At 59.8% G+C, this 21,260-nt stretch carries 22 protein-coding genes; 11 read left to right on the top strand and 11 right to left on the bottom strand.

Annotation, left to right across the window (positions count from 1 at the left end; translation table 11 throughout):
• The first annotated feature begins 1 nt into the window (after position 1).
• The 8 genes from GF108_RS13795 to GF108_RS13760 all read left to right on the top strand — a co-directional run bounded on the left by GF108_RS13795 (position 2) and on the right by GF108_RS13760 (position 6,579).
• Positions 2–1,153, top strand: a complete 1,152-nt coding sequence (locus GF108_RS13795; protein WP_027233427.1) for a Xaa-Pro peptidase family protein — start codon at positions 2–4, stop codon at positions 1,151–1,153.
• Between the two features lie 91 nt (positions 1,154–1,244).
• A complete protein-coding gene (locus GF108_RS13790; protein ID WP_153668440.1) occupies positions 1,245–1,832 on the top strand; it encodes a hypothetical protein in 588 nt (195 codons plus the stop codon).
• Between the two features lie 144 nt (positions 1,833–1,976).
• The gene (locus tag GF108_RS13785) at positions 1,977–2,909 is read left to right on the top strand and encodes a ribose-phosphate pyrophosphokinase (protein ID WP_027233431.1); all 933 of its coding nucleotides are present in this window, start codon (positions 1,977–1,979) and stop codon (positions 2,907–2,909) included.
• Between the two features lie 214 nt (positions 2,910–3,123).
• The gene (locus tag GF108_RS13780; RefSeq protein WP_091923833.1) at positions 3,124–3,753 is read left to right on the top strand and encodes a 50S ribosomal protein L25/general stress protein Ctc; all 630 of its coding nucleotides are present in this window, start codon (positions 3,124–3,126) and stop codon (positions 3,751–3,753) included.
• Between the two features lie 30 nt (positions 3,754–3,783).
• The gene (gene pth, locus GF108_RS13775; protein ID WP_370462165.1) at positions 3,784–4,509 is read left to right on the top strand and encodes an aminoacyl-tRNA hydrolase; all 726 of its coding nucleotides are present in this window, start codon (positions 3,784–3,786) and stop codon (positions 4,507–4,509) included.
• A 12-nt stretch (positions 4,510–4,521) separates the two neighbouring features.
• Entirely contained in the window at positions 4,522–5,625 is a 1,104-nt protein-coding gene (ychF, locus tag GF108_RS13770) for a redox-regulated ATPase YchF (protein WP_091944267.1), read from the top strand.
• A 19-nt stretch (positions 5,626–5,644) separates the two neighbouring features.
• Positions 5,645–6,115 carry a MaoC family dehydratase gene (locus tag GF108_RS13765; RefSeq protein ID WP_153668438.1) on the top strand — a complete coding sequence of 157 codons (471 nt, stop codon included), beginning with the start codon at positions 5,645–5,647 and terminating at the stop codon, positions 6,113–6,115.
• Positions 6,112–6,579, top strand: a complete 468-nt coding sequence (locus GF108_RS13760) for a MaoC family dehydratase (RefSeq protein WP_153668437.1) — start codon at positions 6,112–6,114, stop codon at positions 6,577–6,579. The genes GF108_RS13765 and GF108_RS13760 overlap by 4 nt, the downstream gene beginning before the upstream one ends.
• Before the next feature lie 40 nt (positions 6,580–6,619).
• Here GF108_RS13760 and GF108_RS13755 read toward each other — a convergent pair whose 3' ends face one another.
• The 6 genes from GF108_RS13755 to GF108_RS13730 form a co-directional block, all read right to left on the bottom strand.
• Positions 6,620–7,165 (bottom strand): adenine phosphoribosyltransferase, encoded by a 546-nt coding sequence (locus GF108_RS13755; RefSeq protein ID WP_027233437.1) that lies wholly within the window; start codon positions 7,163–7,165, stop codon positions 6,620–6,622.
• 108 nt (positions 7,166–7,273) lie between these two features.
• Complete coding sequence (locus GF108_RS13750) at positions 7,274–8,137, bottom strand: cytochrome c1 (RefSeq protein WP_153668436.1); 864 nt, start codon at positions 8,135–8,137, stop codon at positions 7,274–7,276.
• Between the two features lie 29 nt (positions 8,138–8,166).
• Positions 8,167–9,465: a cytochrome b N-terminal domain-containing protein gene (locus GF108_RS13745; RefSeq protein WP_091923840.1), complete on the bottom strand. Its 1,299-nt coding sequence runs from the start codon at positions 9,463–9,465 to the stop codon at positions 8,167–8,169.
• A 21-nt stretch (positions 9,466–9,486) separates the two neighbouring features.
• The gene (gene petA / locus GF108_RS13740; RefSeq protein ID WP_370462164.1) at positions 9,487–10,050 is read right to left on the bottom strand and encodes a ubiquinol-cytochrome c reductase iron-sulfur subunit; all 564 of its coding nucleotides are present in this window, start codon (positions 10,048–10,050) and stop codon (positions 9,487–9,489) included.
• A gap of 188 nt (positions 10,051–10,238) precedes the next feature.
• Positions 10,239–12,089 carry an ABC transporter ATP-binding protein gene (locus GF108_RS13735; RefSeq protein WP_153668435.1) on the bottom strand — a complete coding sequence of 617 codons (1,851 nt, stop codon included), beginning with the start codon at positions 12,087–12,089 and terminating at the stop codon, positions 10,239–10,241.
• A gap of 859 nt (positions 12,090–12,948) precedes the next feature.
• Complete coding sequence (locus GF108_RS13730; RefSeq protein WP_153668434.1) at positions 12,949–14,796, bottom strand: ABC transporter ATP-binding protein; 1,848 nt, start codon at positions 14,794–14,796, stop codon at positions 12,949–12,951.
• Positions 14,797–15,120: 324 nt separating this feature from the next.
• Here GF108_RS13730 and GF108_RS13725 point away from each other — a divergent pair, with 324 nt between their 5' ends.
• Positions 15,121–15,576: a tRNA (cytidine(34)-2'-O)-methyltransferase gene (locus tag GF108_RS13725; protein WP_370462208.1), complete on the top strand. Its 456-nt coding sequence runs from the start codon at positions 15,121–15,123 to the stop codon at positions 15,574–15,576.
• Positions 15,577–15,632: 56 nt separating this feature from the next.
• Here GF108_RS13725 and GF108_RS13720 read toward each other — a convergent pair whose 3' ends face one another.
• Positions 15,633–16,736, bottom strand: coding sequence for an ABC transporter substrate-binding protein (locus GF108_RS13720; protein WP_153668432.1), 1,104 nt, complete (start codon positions 16,734–16,736; stop codon positions 15,633–15,635).
• A 230-nt stretch (positions 16,737–16,966) separates the two neighbouring features.
• Positions 16,967–17,239 carry a hypothetical protein gene (locus tag GF108_RS13715; protein ID WP_027233445.1) on the bottom strand — a complete coding sequence of 91 codons (273 nt, stop codon included), beginning with the start codon at positions 17,237–17,239 and terminating at the stop codon, positions 16,967–16,969.
• Between the two features lie 156 nt (positions 17,240–17,395).
• On the opposite strand from GF108_RS13715, the gene hemF reads away from it, so the two are divergent.
• Positions 17,396–18,310, top strand: a complete 915-nt coding sequence (hemF, locus tag GF108_RS13710) for an oxygen-dependent coproporphyrinogen oxidase (protein ID WP_153668431.1) — start codon at positions 17,396–17,398, stop codon at positions 18,308–18,310.
• Between the two features lie 124 nt (positions 18,311–18,434).
• Positions 18,435–18,617 carry a DUF1059 domain-containing protein gene (locus tag GF108_RS13705; RefSeq protein ID WP_027233447.1) on the top strand — a complete coding sequence of 61 codons (183 nt, stop codon included), beginning with the start codon at positions 18,435–18,437 and terminating at the stop codon, positions 18,615–18,617.
• Here GF108_RS13705 and GF108_RS13700 read toward each other — a convergent pair whose 3' ends face one another.
• The 3 genes from GF108_RS13700 to GF108_RS13690 are packed head-to-tail and all read right to left on the bottom strand — an operon-like array spanning position 18,618 to position 21,132.
• A complete protein-coding gene (locus tag GF108_RS13700) occupies positions 18,618–19,889 on the bottom strand; it encodes a CCA tRNA nucleotidyltransferase (protein ID WP_153668430.1) in 1,272 nt (423 codons plus the stop codon). It abuts the gene before it with no gap.
• Positions 19,886–20,527 (bottom strand): CoA pyrophosphatase, encoded by a 642-nt coding sequence (locus tag GF108_RS13695; protein ID WP_113280808.1) that lies wholly within the window; start codon positions 20,525–20,527, stop codon positions 19,886–19,888. The genes GF108_RS13700 and GF108_RS13695 overlap by 4 nt, the downstream gene beginning before the upstream one ends.
• Positions 20,524–21,132 carry a DUF1285 domain-containing protein gene (locus GF108_RS13690; protein WP_153668429.1) on the bottom strand — a complete coding sequence of 203 codons (609 nt, stop codon included), beginning with the start codon at positions 21,130–21,132 and terminating at the stop codon, positions 20,524–20,526. Before GF108_RS13690 ends, GF108_RS13695 begins: the two co-directional genes overlap by 4 nt.
• Positions 21,133–21,260: the final 128 nt, after the last annotated feature.

Raw genomic sequence — 21,260 nt, 5'->3', positions numbered from 1 at the left:
TATGGCCCTTCATTTCGAACCGGAAGAATTTGCTGCGCGCCGCGATCGCCTGATGATCGTAATGGCCGAGCAGAAGCTCGATGCGGTCCTGCTGTTTGCGCAGGAGAGCATGTATTGGCTGACCGGCTACGATACATTCGGCTTCTGCTTTTTCCAGTGCCTCGTGATGAAGGCCGACGGCAGTCACGTTCTTATGACCCGGTCCGCTGATCTGCGGCAAGCGCGCCAGACCTCGAACATCGAAAACGTCGTCGTCTGGGCGGATCGCGAGAATGCCAATCCCGCGGCAGACTTGCGCGAAATATTGAATGATCTCGATCTTCTCGGCCGCCGCATCGGCATCGAATACCAGACCCACGGGCTGACGGCCGCTGACGGCAGACGTCTCGACGAGCAGTTGACGGCTTTCGGGCAACTTGTCGACATTTCCGGCATCGTCGACAAACTCCGCGCGCTGAAAAGCCCAGCGGAAATTGTCTACGCCCGCAAGGCGGCCGAACTCAGCGACGACGCCCTCGATGCGGCGTTGAAACTGATCAAGGCAGGAGCGGATGAAGGCGCCATTCTTGCGGCCATGCAATCGACGATCTTTGCGGGCGGCGGCGACTACCCGGCCAATGAATTCATCATCGGCTCGGGCGACGATGCGCTCCTGTGCCGCTACAAGTCCGGCCGCCGCAAACTCACCAAGAACGATCAGCTGACCCTTGAATGGTCTGGCGTCTACCGCCACTACCACGCACCGATGATGCGGACGGTCCTTACCGGCAAGGCTTCCAAACGTCACCAGGAACTCTTCGACGCGGCGCAGGAGGCCCTGCTTGCCGTCGAGGCCGCCATGACCCCCGCCTCGACCTTCGGCGACGTCTTCGAGGCCCACGCCAAGGTCATGGAAGCCCATGAACTGACCCGCCATCGCTTGAATGCTTGCGGCTATTCGGTTGGCGCGCGCTTTACCCCTTCCTGGATGGACATGCCGATGTTCTATCCGGGGAACTCCGAGCGTATCCAACCGGACATGACGCTGTTCGGGCACATGATCATATTCGACTCCGACACCAATACGGCGATGACGCTGGGCCGGACCTATCTTACGACCAACGGCGCGGCTGAAACCCTGTCGCGCCAACCTCTTGACTTGATCGTAAAATAAAACTCTCTTCTGCTTCTATTTTGATAAGGTGGCTCATGACGGGGTTTGACTGAAGATGTGGTCTCGTAACTCACTGACATGCGCGGTCGCATTGCTTGCAACACTCGCGCTCGCCGCCTGCAACAGTTCGGAATCGCCGATCGGCGTCAGCAAGGCCGACCTGCCAGCGGCACAGGGCAGCGCGACCACACCGGCAACGCCTGGCACTGCCCAAGCAACCGCCACAGCGGCGCAGACAACCGCCGGTGCCCCCGTCCCCGCAACTGCCGGGGCCGCACCGACCACCACCGCCAATGCGCCAGGCGCCGCACGCACCGCCAAGCTTCGCTTTGCCCCTATCGTCGGCGCGCCAATCGCTGCCGCAACGCCGCTGTCGCAGCGCCTTTCGGCTCTTGCCAAGGAAAAGGGTATTGTACTCGGCACCGCTGCCGATACCGACAACACGCACATCATGAAGGGCTATTTCTCGGCCCTACCGGACGGCAACCAGACGACGATCATCTATGTATGGGACGTACTCGATCCGGCTGGCACCCGGCTGCACCGCATCCAGGGCCAGGAAAAAGTGCCGGGTGGCGGCGCCGATCCCTGGAGCGCGGTACCGGCCAAGACCATGGAAGGCATCGCCGACAAGGCGATACAGGGTTATCTCGCCTGGGTTTCCGGCGCCAAGACGTGACATATTTACGCGTTTTGCCGGATAATGCCGCGGAATAGAGTTGGATTTCTTGCTGCATGCTTGCATTGTGCGGGAAGCACAGTAAAAGGCCCGCCATATCCTTTAATTGGCTGACGCTCTGAAAAGACGTGGGGAAAAATCGGCATGAAACTGTTCGCGGGCAATTCCAATCGTGTTCTCGCTGAATCTGTCGCCAAATATCTGAATATTCCGCTTGGAAAAGCCAGCGTTCGCCGCTTTGCCGACCAGGAGATATTTGTCGAGATCCAGGAGAATGTCCGCGGCGAAGATGTCTTCGTCATGCAGTCCACCTCGTTTCCCGCCAACGACCACCTGATGGAACTGCTCATCATGATCGATGCGTTCCGCCGTTCCTCGGCCAAGCGCATCACCGCGGTGCTTCCCTATTTCGGTTACGCCCGCCAGGACCGCAAGCCCGGTCCGCGCACGCCGATCTCGGCAAAGCTCGTTGCCAATCTGATCACCGAGGCCGGCGCCAATCGCGTCCTTACGCTTGATCTTCATGCCGGTCAGATCCAGGGGTTCTTCGATATTCCGACCGACAACCTCTATGCCGTGCCGGTCATCGCCCGCGATGTGCGCGCCCATTACGGCACGTCGAACGTCATGGTCGTCTCCCCCGATGTCGGCGGCGTGGTGCGCGCGCGCTCGCTGGCAAAGCGCATCGATGCGCAGCTAGCAATCGTCGACAAGCGGCGTGACCGCCCGGGCGAATCCGAAGTGATGAACGTCATCGGCGATGTGCGCGGCAAGGATTGCCTGCTTTTCGACGATATCGTCGACTCCGGCGGCACGCTGTGCAATGCGGCCGAGGCCCTCCTCGCCAAGGGCGCAACGAGCGTCACCGCCTATATCACCCACGGTGTTCTTTCAGGCGGCGCGGTCGCTCGCATAGCGAGTTCGAAGCTGAAGGAGCTCGTCATCACCGATTCCATTCAGCCGACGCCAGCCATAGAATCTGCGCACAACATCCGCGTCCTGTCGATTTCCGACCTGATCGGCGAGGCGGTATCGCGCACGGCCTCGGAAGAATCCGTTTCCAGCCTGTTCGACTAAGCCGAACGGGTTGATTGGCGCCGACCAACAAACTTGCACTGGCGCCGGGTTTCCGTTATAGAGCCGCCATCCGCGTAGACACCCTTGGAGGCAACGCGGAATGGGGCGGTCATTCATCCGGTCTCGGATGAGCATTGGACCGCTTCATGTTTTTTGTGCATCCACCTTGTGGTCTCGAAAAACACTCCAGATTTGAACCTCGAAAGGAAATGCCATGAGCGAAGCATACGAGCTCAAGGCCGAGGCGCGCGAACGGGTCGGTAAGGGGTCCGCCCGGGACATTCGCCGCAACGGTAAAGTGCCAGCAGTCATCTATGGTGACAAGCAGGCGCCAATCTCGATCACCCTCGACTACAAGACGCTGTATTACAAGATTCACGGCGGCGGCTTCAAGACGACGATTGCCAACATCCTTCTGGATGGCAAGTCGATCCAGGTCCTGCCCAAGGATTACCAGCTCGATCCGGTCAGCGACAAGCCGGTCCATGTCGACTTCCTGCGCGTATCGGCCAAGTCGGTCGTCAACGTCCATGTACCGATCCACTTCCTGAACGAAGAAGCTTCGCCCGGCATCAAGCGCGGCGGCGTTCTCAACATCGTTCGCCACGATATCGAGCTGCATGTTCCGGCCAATGCAATTCCGGAAGCAATCGAAATCGATCTCACCGGCACGCAGATTGGCGACTCGATCCACATTTCCGCTGTGACGCTCCCGAAGGGCGCGACGCCGGTCATTCAGGATCGCGATTTCACGATCGCTACGATCGCTGGCCATGCAACCGCTGACGAAGAGACCACCGAAGCAGCGGAACCGACTGAAACTGCAGAAAAAGAAGGCGAGTAATCGTCCTTTCGACTATTGGGAGCTAGGCGCGTGCTGCTTATCGCAGGTCTTGGCAATCCAGGCTCCCAATATGCTGCAAACCGGCACAATATCGGTTTCATGGCGGCGGATGAAATACATCGCCGCCATGGTTTTTCTCCCTGGACCCGCAAGTTCCAGGCACTGATTGCCGACGGGATGATCGACGGCGAAAAGACCATCCTGATCAAGCCCCAGACATTCATGAACCTTTCAGGCCAGGCCGTCGGCGAAGCCATGCGCTTCTATAAGCTCGGCGTCGGCGATCTTATCGTCATCTATGACGAACTCGATCTGGCGGCAGGCAAGGTGCGCATCAAGATCGGCGGCGGTTCGGGCGGCCATAACGGCATCAAATCGATCGACGCCCATTGCGGCAAGGATTACAAGCGCGTCCGCCTCGGTATCAACCATCCGGGCGTAAAGGAAATGGTCTCCAACCATGTTCTCGGCAATTTCGCCAATGCGGATCGCGAATGGCTCGATCCTCTGCTCGAGGCGATTGCCGCCAATGCCGAACTGCTAGTCCGCAAGGATGATTCCGGCTTCATGAACCGCGTCGCGCTTGCCGTCGGCGGCAACGCCAGGAGCGAGCCCGCGACGACCGAAAAGCCGGTTGCAAAAAGTACCGGACAAAGCCATATCCGGCAGGCGCGCCAGCAAAAGCCTGCCGTCACCATTCCAAAATCCGGCCCCATGGCCGACATGCTGAACAAGCTCTTCGGCAAGAAAGAATAAGGATCGCACATTATGGGTTTCAAATGCGGCATCGTTGGCTTGCCTAACGTCGGCAAATCCACGCTCTTCAATGCCCTGACCAAGACGGCGGCGGCGCAGGCCGCCAACTACCCGTTCTGTACGATCGAACCCAATACGGGCGAAGTGGCGGTTCCCGACCCGCGCCTGCAAACCATCGCCAAGATCGGCAAGTCAGCCAATATTGTCCCGACGCGTATCAGCTTCGTCGATATTGCCGGCCTCGTGCGCGGCGCGTCGAAGGGTGAAGGCCTCGGCAACCAGTTCCTTGCGAATATTCGCGAAGTGGATGCAGTGGTGCACGTGCTGCGCTGCTTCGAGGACGACGACATCACCCATGTCGAAGGCCGCATCGATCCCGTCGCCGACGCGGAGACCGTCGAGACCGAACTGATGCTCGCCGATCTCGAAAGCCTCGAACGGCGCATCGTCCAGTTCCGCAAGCGTGCGAGCAGCAAGGACAAGGAAGCGCTCGCTGTGCTTCCGATCATGGAACAGGCCCTCTCGCTGCTCCAGGACGGCCAGCCGGTTCGATTCATGCTGAACGGCATTGCGCCCGACGATCTCGCAATCCTTCAGGATCTCAATCTCCTGACCTCCAAGCCCGTCCTTTACGTATGCAACGTCGCCGAAAGCGACGCGGCGACCGGCAATGAATATACCGAGGCTGTCGAGGAAATGGCGACCGGACAGGGCGCCGAGACAGTCACGATCTCAGCCGCTATCGAAGCCGAAGTCGCGCAGCTTCCCGATGAAGAAGCGCGCGAATATCTTGAGGCAATGAGCCTCGACGAGCCCGGCCTCGATCGGTTGATCCGCGCCGGCTACCGACTGCTGCACCTCATCACCTACTTTACCGTAGGCCCGAAGGAGGCACGCGCCTGGACCGTCGAGCGCGGTTCGAAAGCGCCAAGGGCGGCTGGTGTCATCCATACGGATTTCGAGCGTGGCTTCATTCGCGCCCAGACCATCGCCTATCAGGACTATGTGGGCCTCGGCGGCGAAGCGGCCGCCAAGGAAGCTGGCAAGGCCCGCGACGAGGGCAAGGAATACATCGTCCAGGACGGCGATATCATGCTGTTCAAGTTCAACACCTGATACGGTTGGTTGTATTGAAATGGCTGAACGCACGCCCACCTACGCCTATGAGGATTTCATCGTCGGCAGTGAATGGTCGCTGGGCTCCAAGCAGGTGACGACAGAAGAAATCATCGATTTCGCCAGGCAGTTCGATCCGCAGCCCTTTCATCTGAATGAGGCCGCAGGCAAGGCCAGTATCCTCGGCGGGTTGGCGGCGTCGGGCTGGCACACGGTCTCGATGTTCATGCGCATGCTATGCGACGCCTATCTTCTCGATTCGACCTCGCAAGGCGCGCCCGGGATCGACTTCGTCAAATGGAAGCATCCCGTGCTCGCCGGCGACACGCTCACAGGACGAACGACGATCCTCGAACAACGCCTGTCGAAGTCGAAACCTTCCCTCGGGTTCGTCAAGATGCACCACGATGTCTTCAATCAGGACGGGACATTGGTATGCGAACTCGAACATACCGCGATGTTCTCGACACGGGAGCCTGTGCAAGCATGAGCATCGAACAGTTCATTGGCGTGGAGCATGATCTCGGCACCCATCGCTTCACCGCCGGCGAGATCATTGATTTCGCGTCGAAATACGATCCGCAACGTTTTCATGTCGATCCCGAAGCGGCAAGGAAAAGCAATTTCGGCGGACTTTGTGCCTCGGGCTGGCATACGACGGCAATATGGATGCGCCTCAATGTCGAGGACATGAAGCGGATCATCGCAGAAGCCTTGCAACGAGGCGAACAGCCGCCGCAATTCGGCCCCTCACCGGGTTTTGAGAACCTGAAATGGCTGAAGCCGGTCTTTGCCGACGATACAATCCGCTTTACCCGGACCTTGCACGAAATGCGCGCGCTCAAGTCGCGGCCCGGCTGGTCGATGATGCAGATGTCCTCCGCCGCCTATAACCAGAATGGCGACAAGGTTCTTTCATTCGACAGCACCGCTCTTGTTGCGCTGCCCGCTTGAAGGTCGGCAGGCTAACAACAGCGTAAAACAATGTATCCGCTCAGTGCCCGTCGAAGGCGACCAGCGTCCTTACGTTGACGCCGAGTGCCTCGAGCTTCTTGCGGCCGCCGAGTTCCGGCAGGTCGATGATGAAGCAGGCGGCGACGATATCGGCGCCCATCTGCTGCAGAAGCTTGACCGCGGCTTCGGCTGTCCCGCCCGTCGCGATCAGATCGTCGACGAGGATGACCTTGTCGCCGGGCGCGATGGCGTCGCGGTGCATCTCCATCTCGTCGAGACCATATTCGAGGCTGTAGGCGATCCGTACGGTATCGCGCGGCAGTTTGCCCTTCTTGCGGATCGGCACGAAGCCCGATGACAGTTGATGTGCCATGGCGCCGCCGATGATGAAGCCGCGCGCCTCGATGCCTGCAACCTGATCTACCTTGCCGCCGGCATAGGGGTGCACCAGTTCATCTACGGCGCGGCGGAAGGCGCGGGCATTGCCAAGGAGTGTGGTTATATCGCGAAACATGACGCCGGGCTTCGGATAGTCCGGAATGTTGCGGATGGCATCAACCAGCGTCTGCTTGAGGCTTGAATCCATCTGATCGTTCCCTTCGCGCTGTCAGCGGGCAGACAATCTATGCAGCCCCGCCCTCAAAAGAAAAGGGCGCATAGCGCCCCTTCCCTCAAATTGATTCTACCGATCCGGTCAATGCTCGACGTCGGACCAGATCCGGCGCTTCGCCACATAGATGAGGCCTGCGAAGAGAACCAGGAACAGCATGACGCGGAAGCCGGTCTTCTTGCGGGACTCGAGGTGCGGCTCGGCCGCCCACATCAGGAACGCGGCAACGTCCTGCGAATACTGCGTAAGTGTCTGCGGCGATCCATCGTCATAGGTGACCTGGCCGTCCTGCAAAGGCTGCGCCATCTTCAGCGACTTGGCGGCGATGAAGAACGGGTTGTAGTGCGTGCCTTCAGGGATCTGCATGCCTTCCGGCGGCGTTTCGTTAAAGCCGGTCAGAAGCGCGTGGATATAGTCCGGACCGCCTTCCTGGTACTGCGTGAAGATATCGATCAGAAACCGCGGGAAGCCGCGCTCTACCGCACGTGCCTTGGCGATAAGAGAAAAGTCCGGAGGTACCGCGCCGCCATTGGCTGCTGCCGCCGCTTCCGGATTGGCGTAAGGCGACGGGAAATGATCGGCAGGGATAGCCTTGCGGGTTGTAGGCTCGCCATCGGCGTTGGGTTCGCCCGGCACTTCGTATTCGGCCGCAAATGCCTTGATCTGAGCATCGCTGTAGCCGAGTTCCGCCAGCGAACGGAATGCTACGAGGTTCATCGAATGGCAGGCCGAGCAGACCTCTTTGTAGATCTTGAGGCCGCGCTGCAACTGCTGCTTGTCATAGCGTCCGAACGGACCCGCAAAGGTCCAGTTCATCTCTTCCGGCTTCTTGATCGGGAAGTGCGTCGGTTCGGCGGCGTTATGCGCTTCTTCGGCGACCGCGACCGTTCCGAATGCCAGCATGGTTCCGAGACCGGCAGCTGCAAGACCGAGGAGGATTTTTTTCATGGGAAAGTTCCTTGAGCCCTTCACGATTCTCAGCCTTTGGTTTCCGGAGCCGCGGTGACGCCTACCGGCCGGCCACCACCTTTGGTTTTCGCGAGCACCGCCTCGGTGATCGAATTCGGGAGTCGGCGCGGGGTTTCAACCAGTCCAAGCAATGGCATGAGGACAATGAAGAAGCCGAAATAATAGGCCGTTCCGAGCTGCGAGAAGACCACGTAGAGACCTTCGGCAGGACGCGATCCGAGCCAGCCAAGCATGATGGCGTTGGCAACGAAGATCCAGAAGAACAGCTTGTACCAGGGCCGGTAGACGGCCGAGCGAACCTTCGACGTATCGAGCCAGGGCACGAGGAACAGGATCGCGATCGAGCCGAACATCGTCAGGACGCCGCCGAGCTTCGAGTTGATCGGGCCGATGTTGAAGGTGATGGCGCGAAGCATCGCGTAGAAGGGCAGGAAGTACCATTCGGGGACGATGTGAGCCGGGGTCTTCAGCGAGTCGGCCTGGATATAGTTATCCGGATGGCCCATGAAGTTCGGCAGGTAGAAGACGAAATAGGCGAAGAGGATCAGGAACAGCACCAGGCCGAACGCGTCCTTGACGGTGGCGTAAGGCGTGAAGGCAACCGTATCCGTCTTCGACTTCACTTCGATGCCGGTCGGGTTGGTCTGGCCGGTCACATGCAGCGCCCAGACGTGCAGGACGACGACGCCGGCAATCATGAACGGCAGCAGGTAGTGCAGCGAGAAGAAGCGATTGAGCGTCGGGTTGTCGACGGCAAATCCACCAAGCAGCAATTGCTGGATGGGATCGCCGATAATCGGGAACGCCGTGAAGAAGCCGGTGATGACGGTCGCACCCCAGAAGGACATCTGGCCCCACGGCAGCACGTAACCCATGAAGGCCGTCGCCATCATCAGGAGGAGGATGATTACACCAAGAATCCACAGGAGTTCGCGCGGCGCCTTGTACGAGCCGTAATAAAGGCCGCGGAAAATGTGGATGTAGACGGCGAGGAAGAACATGGAGGCGCCGTTGGAATGCAGGTAGCGCAGGAGCCAGCCCGAATTTACGTCACGCATAATCTTTTCGACGGAATTGAAGGCAATGCCGGTGCTGGCGGCATAATGCATGGCAAGAACCACGCCGGTCAGAATTTGCGACACCAGCATGATCGCCAGGATGCCACCGAAGGCGTAGGCATAGTTCAGATTGCGCGGAACCGGATAGGCTACGAATGAATCGTAGAGCAGACGCGGCAACGGCAGTCGCGCATCAAACCATTTTTCGATTCCGCTGTTCGGCGTGTAGGATGAATGTCCACCGCTCATGTCGTGTCTCCCCGTGGAACCTTAGCCGATCTTGACGACGGTGTCGGAAATGAAAGAAAGTGGCGGAATCGCCAGGTTTTCCGGCGCCGGCCCCTTGCGGATGCGTCCGGCCGTATCGTAGTGCGAGCCGTGGCAGGGGCAGAACCAGCCGCCGAAATCACCCTGCTGTCCGAGCGGAATGCAGCCGAGGTGGGTGCACACGCCAACCATCACCAGCCAGTTTTCCTTTTCCTTCGAAGCGGTACGATCGGCATCGGTGGCCTGGGCATCGCTCGGAAGGTTGGCATTGCGCGCAATCGGGTCCTTGAGATCGCCGAGCGCGACAGCCTTGGCTTCCTCGACTTCCTTGGGCGTACGGTTGCGGATGAAGATCGGCTTGCCGCGCCACTTGACCGTGAGGGACATACCCGGCTGAACAGCCGAAACATCAACTTCAATGGACGAGACTGCCAGCGTGGATGCGTCCGGTCTCATCTGGTCGATGAAGGGCCAGGCAAAGGCCCCCACGCCGACCACACCGGCCATACCTGTCGCAATATAGAGGAAGTCACGCCGTGTCGGCTCGGTCGTATCGTGTGCGCTCACGGGGCCTGTTCCTTTCCGAATAACAACGCAGCGGGAGAGTCCACGAAGTCAGCATAATAGAAGACAGGCCCAAGAAGATGAGCCCCGCGGAATCCCCAACATATCGCGTGGTTTCTAAGCATGTCGCATGAGCTTGTCCAGCCTGACAGCGGCATAAGGGCAGGATGTCGCAGGGATAAACCGGCGGTCTATTCCTGCCCGATAAATCCGCCCGACTGGCGCGCCCAGAGCCCGGCATAAAGCCCGTTGGCTGCAACAAGCTCGGCATGCGTTCCGCTCTCGACGATGCGGCCCTCGTCCATGACGATCAGGCGGTCGAGAGCCGCGATGGTCGACAGGCGATGCGCGATCGCAATGACGGTCTTTCCCTCCATAAGCCGGTAAAGGCTTTCCTGTATCGCCGCCTCGACTTCCGAATCGAGCGCAGAGGTCGCTTCGTCGAGGATGAGGATCGGCGCATCCTTCAGCATGACGCGCGCGATGGCGATACGCTGGCGCTGCCCGCCCGATAGCTTGACGCCGCGCTCGCCGACATGGGCATCAAGGCCGCGCCGGCCCTTGGGATCGGTCAAGGTGTCGATGAACGCTTCCGCCTGGGCGTTGATTACCGCATCGCGCATCATGTCGTCGGAAGCGTCGGGCCGGCCATAGAGGATGTTGTCGCGGACGGAACGATGCAGCAGCGACGTATCCTGCGTGACCATGCCGATATGGGCGCGCAGCGAATCCTGCGTGACATTGGCGATGTCCTGGCCGTCGATGAGAATGCGGCCACTTTCGACGTCAAAGAAACGCAGCAGCAGGTTGACGAGCGTCGACTTGCCGGCGCCGGAGCGGCCGACAAGGCCGATCTTCTCGCCCGGCCGCACATGCAGGGAAAAATCGTCGATGACGATCCGTGCCGACTCGTAGTGAAATCGGACGTTCTCGAACCTGATTTCCCCATGCGTCACGGTGAGCTGCTGGGCTCCGGGCTTGTCGACGACGCTGACGGGGCGCGCGAGGAGTTCCATGGAATTCTGGATCGTGCCGTAATTGCGAAGCAAGCCATTGAGGTTGGCCATCATGCGCGTCAGAAGCATGCTGAGCCGCAGCACAAGCCCCAGCGTGAAGGCGACCTCGCCGGACGAAATCTCGCCCTTCAGCCAAAGATCGATCGAAAGCGCCGCTACGACGCAGATCATCGCCCCGCTTGTGCTGGCGAGCGAAATGCGAATGCCGCTCAACCCCCGCGTCAGCGACATGATCGCAACCAGCCACCGATCCATGCCGCGGCGCATATAGGCGTCGTCGCGCTGTGTGGTGCCGAACAGCTTCAGTGTCTGGATATTGCTGTAGCCATCGACGAGCCGACCCATGACCAGCGAGCTCATTTCGGCCGTATCGCGCGCGGCCTTGCGCACGCGCGGCAGGAAATAGCGGGCGGTGAAGCCGAAAACGACGAGCCACACGCCGACGACTGAAGCCAGCCGCCAATCGAGACGGCCGATGAGAAAGAGTGTCGTCGCGCAATATACAAGGCTGAACCATACTGCCTGCAGCAGCGTCACCATGAAGTCGCCAAGCGCCTGTCCCGCGGCCCAGACCTTGGTGACGATACGGCCGGAAAAATCGTTCTGGAAAAAGGCAAGGCTCTGCCGGTAGACGACGCTGTGAGCCTGCCAGCGGACGAGATTGTTGAAACCCGGCACGATCGCTTGCTCCTCGACGAGGGCAGCAAGGGAAAGCACGAGCGTTCGCCCAAGAAACACCGCAAGCAGCATCAAGAGCAGCGCGACACCGTGGTGGTCGATAATACCCTGCCAGCCTTCGGCGCGATCGGTGGAGGCGAGGATATCGATGATCTTGCCGACGAACCAGAAGAGACCGGCCTCGAACAGGGCGATCAGCCCGCCGCAGACGAGCATCGCCAGGAAAACGTATTTCTCCTGCCGGACATAGAACCACATGAAGGCGAGCGACTGGTTCGGAACCCGTTCCGCCGGCGCACCGGCATAGGGATCGACCCAGCTCTCGAACAGGCGGTAGAGGCGTGTCATTCAACCTGCATTGCGTTGAAAAATCATCACGATGATGAAACCAATGGGCGAAGGGCCACCATCGGTTGAGTCCCGCGATGCGTCAAATTAAACTTCGGTTACCGGACACTCTTCACAGCTTGGCTCCCCACCCTCCCCTTGTGGGGAGGGTCAGACCGAAGGTATGGGGTGGGGGGCTTGATCAGAAGTCGAGCTTAAACGAAGTCACGCAGGTCCCCTCCCGGCTGCTACGCAGCCACCCTCCCCACAGGTGGGAGGGTGAGGGCTGCCGCTATTGTCCCATGAACTCAGCTGGGGAGCTCCTCGCATCAAAGGTCCGGCACCCACCCTCCCCCTTGTGGGGAGGGTCGAACCGCAGGTTCGGGGTGGGGGCCTGGTCAGACGTCGTGCTTAATCGAAGTAAACAAGTCCCCTCCCGGCTGCTGCGCAGCCACCCTCCCCACAGGTGGGAGGGTAAGGGCTGCCGCTACTGTCCCGTGAACTCGGCCGCGGAGCGCCTGGCATCAAAGGGTCTGGCACCCACCCTCCCCCTTGTGGGGAGGGTCAGACCAAAGGTCTGGGGTGGGGGGCCTGATCAGAAGTCGTGCTTAAAAGAAGGCAAGCAAGTCCCCTCCCGGCTGCTGCGCAGCCACCCTCCCCACAGGTGGGAGGGTAAGGGCTGCCGCTATTGTCCCATGAACTCGGTCGGGGGCGCCTGGCGTCAAAGCGTCCGGCACACACCCTCCTCCTCGTGGGGAGGGTCGAACCGCAGGTTCGGGGTGGGGGCTTGATCAGAAGTCGCGCTTAACAGAAGTCAAGCAAGTCCCCTCCCGGCTGCTACGCGGCAACCCTCCCCCCAGGTGGGAGCAGGAAATCAGCCCTACTCCGCCGCTTCCTGATCGTCGAGCCCGAGGAACCCGCCGGACTGGCGCGCCCAAAGGCCCGCATAGATCCCGTTTGCGGCAATGAGCTCGTCGTGGCTGCCGCTCTCGACGATCTTGCCCTTGTCCATCACGACAAGGCGGTCAAGCGCCGCAATGGTCGAGAGGCGATGGGCGATGGCAATAACGGTCTTTCCCTGCATGAGCCGATAAAGATTGTCCTGTATCGCCGCCTCGACTTCCGAGTCGAGCGCCGAGGTCGCCTCGTCCATGATCAGGATCGGCGCATCCTTCAACATGACGCGGGCGATGGCGACACGCTGGCGCTGACCACCGGAAAGCTTGACGCCGCGCTCGCCGACATGAGCTTCGAAACCCCGGCGCCCCTTCGGATCGGTCAGCTCCTCGATAAAGCCATCGGCCTGTGCATTGCGTACGGCCTGCCGCATCAACTCATCCGACGCATCGGGTCGGCCATAGAGCACATTGTCGCGCACCGAGCGGTGCAACAGCGACGTATCCTGTGTGACCATGCCGATATTCGCCCGGAGCGAATCCTGCGAGACTTTCGAAATGTCCTGACCATCGATCAAAATGCGCCCGCTCTCGAGGTCGTAGAAGCGCAGCAGCAGGTTGACGAGCGTTGACTTGCCGGCGCCCGACCGGCCGACGACACCGATCTTTTCGCCGGGCCGGATATCCAGCGAGAGCTTGTCGATGATCCCCGCACCCTTGCCGTAGTGAAAGCCAATGGCATCGAAAGTGATCGCGCCCGATTTCACGACGAGCTCGGGTGCATTTGCAACATCCGGCACCAGGCGTGGCAGCGAGATCGAGGTGATACCGTCTTCCACCGTTCCGATATTTTCGAACATGGCGGACATTTCCCACATGATCCATTGCGACATGCCGTTGAGGCGCAGGACCAATCCGATCCCGACGGCAACGGCGCCGACGGAAATGGCCGAGTCGAGCCACAGCCAGATGGCGATGCCGCCCACCGAAAACAGCAGGAGACAGTTCATGGCATAGAGGCAGAAGTGGAAGCTCGTCACCATGCGCATCTGGCGATGCACGGTGCCGAGAAAATCCTCCATTCCTTCGCGTGCATAGCTTTCTTCGCGCTTCGAGTGCGAGAAGAGCTTGACGGTGGCGATATTCGTATAGCTGTCGACGATCCGGCCGGTCATGGTCGAACGGGCGTCAGCCTGACGTTCCGAAATGACGCGGATTTTCGGAATGAAGTAGCGCAACAGTCCGATATAGGCGACGAGCCAGACGACGAAGGGCAGCATCAGCCGAAGGTCGGCCGCTGCCGCGATAATCAGCGTGCCGCTGAAATAGACGATGACATAGTTGAGAACGTCGAGCAGCTTCATCACCGCTTCGCGCACCGCGAGCGAGGTCTGCATCAGCTTCGTCGAGACGCGTCCGGCAAACTCGTCCTGGAAAAACGTCATCGACTGGCGGATCAGGTAGCGATGCACCATCCAGCGGATACGCATCGGATAGTTGCCAAGCAGCGTTTGATGGATGACGAGTGAATCGATCAGGACGATGCCGGGCATGACGATGAGGATCACACCGGCAATCAGCGCCAGCTTCCAGCCCTCTTCGGAAAGGAAGGTCTCGCGCGAGTGGTTCGACAGCCAGTCGACAATATTGCCCATGAAGGCGAACATTGACACTTCGAGCACGGCGATCAGGGCTGTGCAAACGGCCATGACGGCGATGAAGGGCCACACGCCGCGCGTATAATGCAGGCAGAACGCCACGAGCGATCTTGGCGGCTCACTGGGCTCGGCTGGCGGAAATGGTTCGAGCCTCTCTTCAAACCAGCGAAACATTTTCAACCTCGTAAACACCTGTCCTGATCACGGTAGCGGACCGCGAGCCGGTCGTTGGGATACTGCTTGGGACAAACATGGAAAACACCTGCAAACGCGAAGATCGGCGGTTTGCGGCTCGTGTCGGAAAGACGAAATTTCTAGTTAGGGAGAACCGACACGCAACCGCAAAGGCAACCGGACATCGTCCAGTCTGGAAGAAGTCGCATCAATTTTGGCATCGACACCTCCAAGTTAGCGTTGCGGTTTGCTTCCTATAGCGATTATGAACGCAAAAGGCGAGAGGCCATCGCAATGGAGCCGTAAGTATTGACCGACGCATCAGTGGACCTTCGCATCGCGCTGTATCAGCCCGACATTCCAGGCAATACCGGAACGATATTGCGCATGGCTGCCTGTTTCGGCATCGCGGTCGATGTGATCGAGCCGGCGGGTTTTGACCTTTCCGACCGGGCATTGAAGCGTGCGGGCATGGACTATCTCGAACAGGCGGCGCTGACGCGTCATGCCAGCTGGGCGGATTTTCAGGCGTGGCGGCTTGCCGCAAAACGGCGGCTTCTGCTCTTCTCGACGAAAGCTGCGGTGCCCTATACGAAGTTCGCCTTTGAACCCGGCGACATCTTGCTGCTTGGACGCGAATCCGCCGGCGTTCCCGATGAAGTCCATCAAGCCGCCGATGCAAGGTTGATCATTCCGATGGTCGAGGGGGCGCGCTCGCTTAACCTTGCGCAGTCCGCGGCCATCGCCGCAGCTGAGGCACTGCGGCAATTCCAGGCCTGAAACGAATCCGCCGGCCATTTCTGACCGGCGGACCTTGGGTTTTCAGTCTGGCGGAATTAGTTGATCTGTTCGGCCTTGCCGCCTTCCCACTTGTAGAAGACGAATGCCGGCGTGGTGAGATCGCCGGTGCTCGAGTAGGTCAGGTCGCCGACGACGGTCGAAAGCGGCTCGCCCGACTTGATCTTTGCTGCGACTTCCGTCGGCTCGACCGAACCTGCCTTCTCGATGCCGCCCGCGATGATCTGCATGGCCGCATAGGCATTAAGCGTGAAGGCTTCCGCCGGGATGTTCTTCGCCTGGAGAGCCTCGACGACCTTGGCGGCGGCTGGGTTCTTCGTCGGGTCGGCGCTGTTGGTGAAAAGCGTACCGGCTGCAGCGTCACCGCCGATTGCCCAGTATTCCGTGTTCGAAAGACCGTCCGGCCCGATGATCTGAGCCTTGACGCCCTGATCATGCAACTGGCGCGCGATCAGACCACCTTCGGCATGATAGCCGCCGAAGTAGATCACATCAGCCTTTTCCGACTTGATGCGGGTGATGAGAGCGCTGTAGTCCTTTTCGCCGGCATTGATGCCTTCGTAGACGACTTCTGTGACGCCGCCCTTGTTGAGAACCGACTTCAGGCCATTGGCGATGCCGGTGCCGTAGGGTGTCTTGTCGTAGACGATGGCGATGCGCTTGTCCTTGAAGTTGTCGAGCATGTACTTGCCGGCAACATCGGCCTGCTGGTCGTCGCGGCCGCAGGTGCGGAACACGGTTTCGAGGCCGCGTGTGGTCAGATCCGGCGTTGTCGCGGTCGGCGTAACCATGATGATGCCGTTTTCAGCAAGAACGTCCGATACCGGCATGGCAACGCCGGACGTTACCGGTCCGACAATGAACTTGATGCCTTCACCGACGACCTGGTTGGCGACCGACACGCCCTGCTTGGGTTCGCCCGCATCGTCAAAGATCTTGGTGACGATCTTTTCGCCCTTGATGCCACCCGCCGCATTGATAGCCTCGGCAGCGCTTTCGGCGCCATTCTTCACCTGCAGGCCGTAGGCGGCGACAGGACCGGTGACCGGCGCGATAATGCCGACGACGATATCGGCCTTGGCGAACGACGTCATCGCCATGACGGCAGCCAACGCCACGCCAGAGATCAACGATAAGCGCATAGTTTCCTCCTTGGATTTTGTGCATCCGAACGACTGTCCGGGGCTGGCAGAGTTCTAGTGACTTTGGAAATGGCTGTCAGCAACGATTGCTTGGATTTTGGCGCCTACTGACGAAAAATTGAAAAATCTTGCAAACTCGCGGCAATTTTCGACCATATCAATCAATTTCTTGAAAAATATCATCAATTTTATTGCTCAATCGACAGTTTTGGCGCTCCTCTTACCAAAAGCTAATCAGCGTTGGGCAATCTGCGCATTGTAAATTCGATGATATCACCCGGCCGCTCTTGCCAGCTTTCGATCTCGGTCCAATAGGCGGCTTTTGGGAATTGCTCGAACCATTCGCGGGCTTTTTCACGGGCTGCCAGTCGCGGCAGGCGGAAGCTTTCGCGAACGAACGCGCCGCGTTGCTGGCCGGCGTCGCGGCGGCTTTCCTTGAGCTGCTTGCGCAAGCCCTCGAGCGGTGGCTTGGGGAATTGCGACCTGGGCGCTTTGGAGACCATTCTTTGAGCCCTCACTCAACGCTTTACACTGTAAACTTATGCAGTGTTGTTGCGGAAAACGAGTCATTTTTTGGAGATCGGCGGATTGAGTAAACGCCCCTTCCCTTTGTCTTTTCGATGTTGTGATATGTCCGCATAAACAAAGGATTCTTTGCCATGGACCGCCCTGACATTCCCGCCGCTCTTCCCGATGCACTCGACGACAAGAAAGCCGCAGCCACAGCCTGGTTTACGGAGATCCGTGACAAGATCTGCGCCTTGTTCGAACAGTTGGAGGACGAACTGGAAGGCCCTCTGTCGGATCGCGCCGCGGGCCGCTTCGAGCAGACGCCCTGGCAACGTGACGATGGCAAGGGCGGCGGCGGCATCATGTCGCTCATGCATGGCCGCGTGTTCGAGAAGGTCGGCGTCCACATTTCGACGGTTCACGGCGAGTTCTCGCCGGAATTCCGCAAGCAGATACCCGGCGCCGATGAAGACCCGCGCTTCTGGGCGTCCGGCATTTCGCTGATCGCACATCCGCAAAGCCCCTACGTGCCGGCGGTTCACATGAATACGCGTATGGTAGTGACGACCCGCCAGTGGTTCGGCGGCGGCGCCGATCTGACGCCGGTGCTCGATCGCAAGCGGACCCAGGAGGACGCCGACACGGTCGCCTTCCAGAAGGCGATGAAGTTCGTATGCGACAAGCATTCCACCGTTGCCGACTATGACAAGTTCAAGGCCTGGTGCGACGAATATTTCTACCTGCCGCATCGCAAGGAACCGCGTGGTACCGGCGGCATATTCTATGACTGGCTGCATTCGTCCGACGAAAGCGGCGGATGGGACGCCGACTTCAACTTCACCCGCGACGTCGGCCGGGCTTTTTCGGTGGTCTATCCCTACCTGGTGCGCCAGAACTTCAACAAGGACTGGACCGACGCCGATCGCCAGGAACAACTGGTGCGTCGTGGCCGCTACGTCGAGTTCAACCTTCTCTACGATCGCGGCACGATCTTCGGCCTCAGGACAGGCGGGAACGTGGATTCGATCCTTTCCTCCATGCCGCCTGCGGTCAAATGGCCATGAACGGGAAATTTGAGGGATCAAATACAGGAATGATGCGTTATCATGCTTCCTTGGCGCGGTTTGTCCGCGCCTGATCGAGCGCGTCAGGCATATGTTTGCGGGCTCACAACAGGGAGAGAAAGCCATGAAAGAACTTCATTGCATTGTTCCCGGTTGCCAGTGGCATACACGTCACGAAACCGAAGCTGAAATCATCCGCCGCGCCAGCGAGCACTTGCGCGAAACCCATGGTGAAACGGTCATTCGCGAATCCATGCTCGAAACGATCAAGGCAAACATCCAGCCCGAAAAGGGTAAAGCCGCCTGATCAGGCCTTACCCGCATGGTGGGGAATTCTTGCCAGCAGTTCATCGCGCTCGAGGCTGAAGCCGGATTCGATCCACTCATCCTCGAGCGCACGCTGCACCTTGCCGACATCAGGACCTTTCGAAAGGCCCGCCGTCACGAGGTCGCCGCCGGATAACGGAAATTTCGGCCGCTCATAATCCTTGAGGTAATCCAGAAGCCGCGACAGGTTGCCGGCGCGGAACATGGCCGCATCGTCACTCGCGGCATCGTTACGCGCGGAGGCAAGGGCAAGCCTCAAGCGATCCTGCATACCCTGCACGTCGCTGCGATAGAGCCGCTTTGCAAAGCCGGTCTCGGATATCTCGGGATGTGGCGGCACCGTCGCGGCAAAGGCCGCCAGGCGGTCGCGCTCCTGATTGGAGAGCTTGAGCCGAACGGCAAGCTCCGCCAGCCGCTCCGTGTTCGGCGGCACCATGCTCGCAAGACGCAACAGCGGGTCGGCCTCCCAACCGAGTGCCTGTTCGGTCTGAACGAGGCCATGGATGGCATCGATCCCCCACTTTTCCGTCTCCGGCAGCACAGCCGTCAGAACACCGGCCTGCCGCATCCACAAGAGGGCGCGCGACGGGTCCGGCGCTGAGAGAAGCTTCTTCAGTTCGGACCAGACACGCTCGGCCGAAAGGCGCGAAAGTCCGCCTTTGAGGCGCGCGCAGGCCTTCAGCCCCTCCGTTTCGGGCCGGCCCTTCCCGTACCACGCAAAGAAGCGGAAGAAGCGCAATATGCGCAAATAGTCTTCGCGGATACGCTGTTCCGGATCACCGATGAAGCGCAGGGTCTGGCTCTCGATGTCGGCAAGACCGCCGACAAGATCAACGATTGTGCCATCGGCCTCGACATATAGCGCGTTGATCGTGAAGTCGCGGCGTTCGGCATCGACCTGCCAGTCCTTGCCGAACGCAACTTCCGCGTGACGCCCGTCGGTTTCGACATCGGCGCGCAAGGTCGTCACCTCATAGGGACGTCCCTTGGCGACCACTGTGATCGTCCCGTGAGCTATGCCCGTGGGGACCGCCCTAAACCCCGCATCCTCCGCGCGCCGCAACGTTTCCTCGGGCAGGCAGGTCGTCGCGATGTCGATATCGCTTACTGGCTGCCCGAGCAGCGTGTTGCGCACGGCGCCGCCAACGACGCGGGCGCCCTCGCCTCCGACCGAAAGCGCTGCCAACAGAACTTGCAATTGCTCGTTGGCAAGCCACGGCGCCTTGCCTGAAATGGACTTTATATCGCTCAAGAATAGAGCCTTTCATAAAGAGTACGAATGATGCCGGCCGTCACGCCCCAAATGAAGCGATCGCCAAACGGCATCGTATAGTAGAACCGCTCCTGATCCTGCCACATGCGGCTTTCGCGGCGATGATTGGCGGGGTTCATCAGGAACGACAGCGGCACTTCGAATACATCGGCAACCTCGTCCGGATTGGCCGCGATTTCGAAAGGCGGGTGGACAAGGCCAAGAACCGGAATGATCGAGTATCCGGTGGTCGTCAAATAGCGCGGCAAGCGGCCGAGCAGTTCGACATGCCGCCCTTCAAGGCCGATTTCCTCATGCGCCTCGCGCAGCGCCGCCTTTTCCGGCTCGTAATCATCTTCGGGATCGATGGCGCCTCCCGGAAACGCCACCTGGCCGGAGTGCTTGCGCAGGCTGGTCGTGCGCAACGTAAGAATGACGCTTGCCTCATCGCCGCGGTCAACGATAGGGACGAGCACCGCCGCATCGCGCAGCGGTTTTGCGGCAATCAGCGCATCGAGGCCCGGATTGAGCCGGTGATCGCCGTGGTCGTCGTCGAGCCGCTCATTGCCCTTGAGCGCGACGCGACGTGCGAACGCGCGGGCCGAAAACCCCTCATCGAGCGGGTCGGCTGAGGTCATCGACTTTGCATTTCGAGTTGGCCCGACGGCATGATCGGAAAGACAACGCCCCTGGAGCGAACCGCGAACATCGACTTGCCGTCGACAACGATATCTTCGCCATGGTTGACGAGATCGTACATCACGGCCCGGGCGAGCAATGCCTCGAGCCGCCCCCGCACCAGCAAATATGGCTTCAGGCCGCCATTCTCGGCATCGACCACAAAGCGAAGCGGGTTTTCGGCGCCCGCCTCGGCAATATCGCCGACATTGGTGCGGAAGGTCATGACTTGATCGTCGCCGGAGCCGGAAACATTGAGCTCGACCGCAAGGAAGTGCGCATCCTCGACGCGGATCCCGACCTTTTCCACCGGGGTGACGAGATAGGTCTTTCCGTCGGCATCCTTGCGCAGGACTGTCGAAAACAGGCGCACGAGAGGCTGTCTGCCGATCGGCGTTCCCATGTAGAACCAAGTGCCGTCGGCCTTGATCTCCATATCGAGATCGCCGCAGAACTCAGGATTCCAGCGGTCGACCGGCGGCAGACCCTTGCCCTGCGCAGCGGCCCGAGAGATCAGCGCCTCAAGTCCCGCCGTATCGCGCACACTGGTTTCACGCACTGCCATAGCCCTGACCTTTTTTCTCCACCCGTCACGAAATAGTCACCGTTGGACCGCTTGTCAGCATGTCATAGTGATTTAGAGTCTTTTCACATGTCATAGTGACTTGGAGTGATTTAAGAAAGACTCTGCAC

The sequence above is a fragment of the Phyllobacterium sp. SYP-B3895 genome, assembly GCF_009647635.1.
GTDB lineage: Bacteria > Pseudomonadota > Alphaproteobacteria > Rhizobiales > Rhizobiaceae > Phyllobacterium > Phyllobacterium pellucidum.
This window is presented reverse-complemented; position numbering and strand designations above follow the sequence as displayed.

What these genes read in the sequence shown, in the direction of transcription:
- GF108_RS13695 (WP_113280808.1), bottom strand. Translation starts at nt 20,527, where the DNA reads ATGACCTCAGCCGACCCGCTCGATGAGGGGTTTTCGGCCCGCGCGTTC.
- GF108_RS13760 (WP_153668437.1), top strand. Translation starts at nt 6,112, where the DNA reads ATGAGCATCGAACAGTTCATTGGCGTGGAGCATGATCTCGGCACCCAT.
- GF108_RS13780 (WP_091923833.1), top strand. Translation starts at nt 3,124, where the DNA reads ATGAGCGAAGCATACGAGCTCAAGGCCGAGGCGCGCGAACGGGTCGGT.
- GF108_RS13715 (WP_027233445.1), bottom strand. Translation starts at nt 17,239, where the DNA reads ATGGTCTCCAAAGCGCCCAGGTCGCAATTCCCCAAGCCACCGCTCGAG.
- GF108_RS13785 (WP_027233431.1), top strand. Translation starts at nt 1,977, where the DNA reads ATGAAACTGTTCGCGGGCAATTCCAATCGTGTTCTCGCTGAATCTGTC.
- hemF (WP_153668431.1), top strand. Translation starts at nt 17,396, where the DNA reads ATGGACCGCCCTGACATTCCCGCCGCTCTTCCCGATGCACTCGACGAC.
- GF108_RS13720 (WP_153668432.1), bottom strand. Translation starts at nt 16,736, where the DNA reads ATGCGCTTATCGTTGATCTCTGGCGTGGCGTTGGCTGCCGTCATGGCG.
- GF108_RS13730 (WP_153668434.1), bottom strand. Translation starts at nt 14,796, where the DNA reads ATGTTTCGCTGGTTTGAAGAGAGGCTCGAACCATTTCCGCCAGCCGAG.
- GF108_RS13705 (WP_027233447.1), top strand. Translation starts at nt 18,435, where the DNA reads ATGAAAGAACTTCATTGCATTGTTCCCGGTTGCCAGTGGCATACACGT.
- GF108_RS13745 (WP_091923840.1), bottom strand. Translation starts at nt 9,465, where the DNA reads ATGAGCGGTGGACATTCATCCTACACGCCGAACAGCGGAATCGAAAAA.
- ychF (WP_091944267.1), top strand. Translation starts at nt 4,522, where the DNA reads ATGGGTTTCAAATGCGGCATCGTTGGCTTGCCTAACGTCGGCAAATCC.
- GF108_RS13690 (WP_153668429.1), bottom strand. Translation starts at nt 21,132, where the DNA reads ATGGCAGTGCGTGAAACCAGTGTGCGCGATACGGCGGGACTTGAGGCG.
- GF108_RS13795 (WP_027233427.1), top strand. Translation starts at nt 2, where the DNA reads ATGGCCCTTCATTTCGAACCGGAAGAATTTGCTGCGCGCCGCGATCGC.
- GF108_RS13765 (WP_153668438.1), top strand. Translation starts at nt 5,645, where the DNA reads ATGGCTGAACGCACGCCCACCTACGCCTATGAGGATTTCATCGTCGGC.
- GF108_RS13735 (WP_153668435.1), bottom strand. Translation starts at nt 12,089, where the DNA reads ATGACACGCCTCTACCGCCTGTTCGAGAGCTGGGTCGATCCCTATGCC.
- GF108_RS13755 (WP_027233437.1), bottom strand. Translation starts at nt 7,165, where the DNA reads ATGGATTCAAGCCTCAAGCAGACGCTGGTTGATGCCATCCGCAACATT.
- GF108_RS13750 (WP_153668436.1), bottom strand. Translation starts at nt 8,137, where the DNA reads ATGAAAAAAATCCTCCTCGGTCTTGCAGCTGCCGGTCTCGGAACCATG.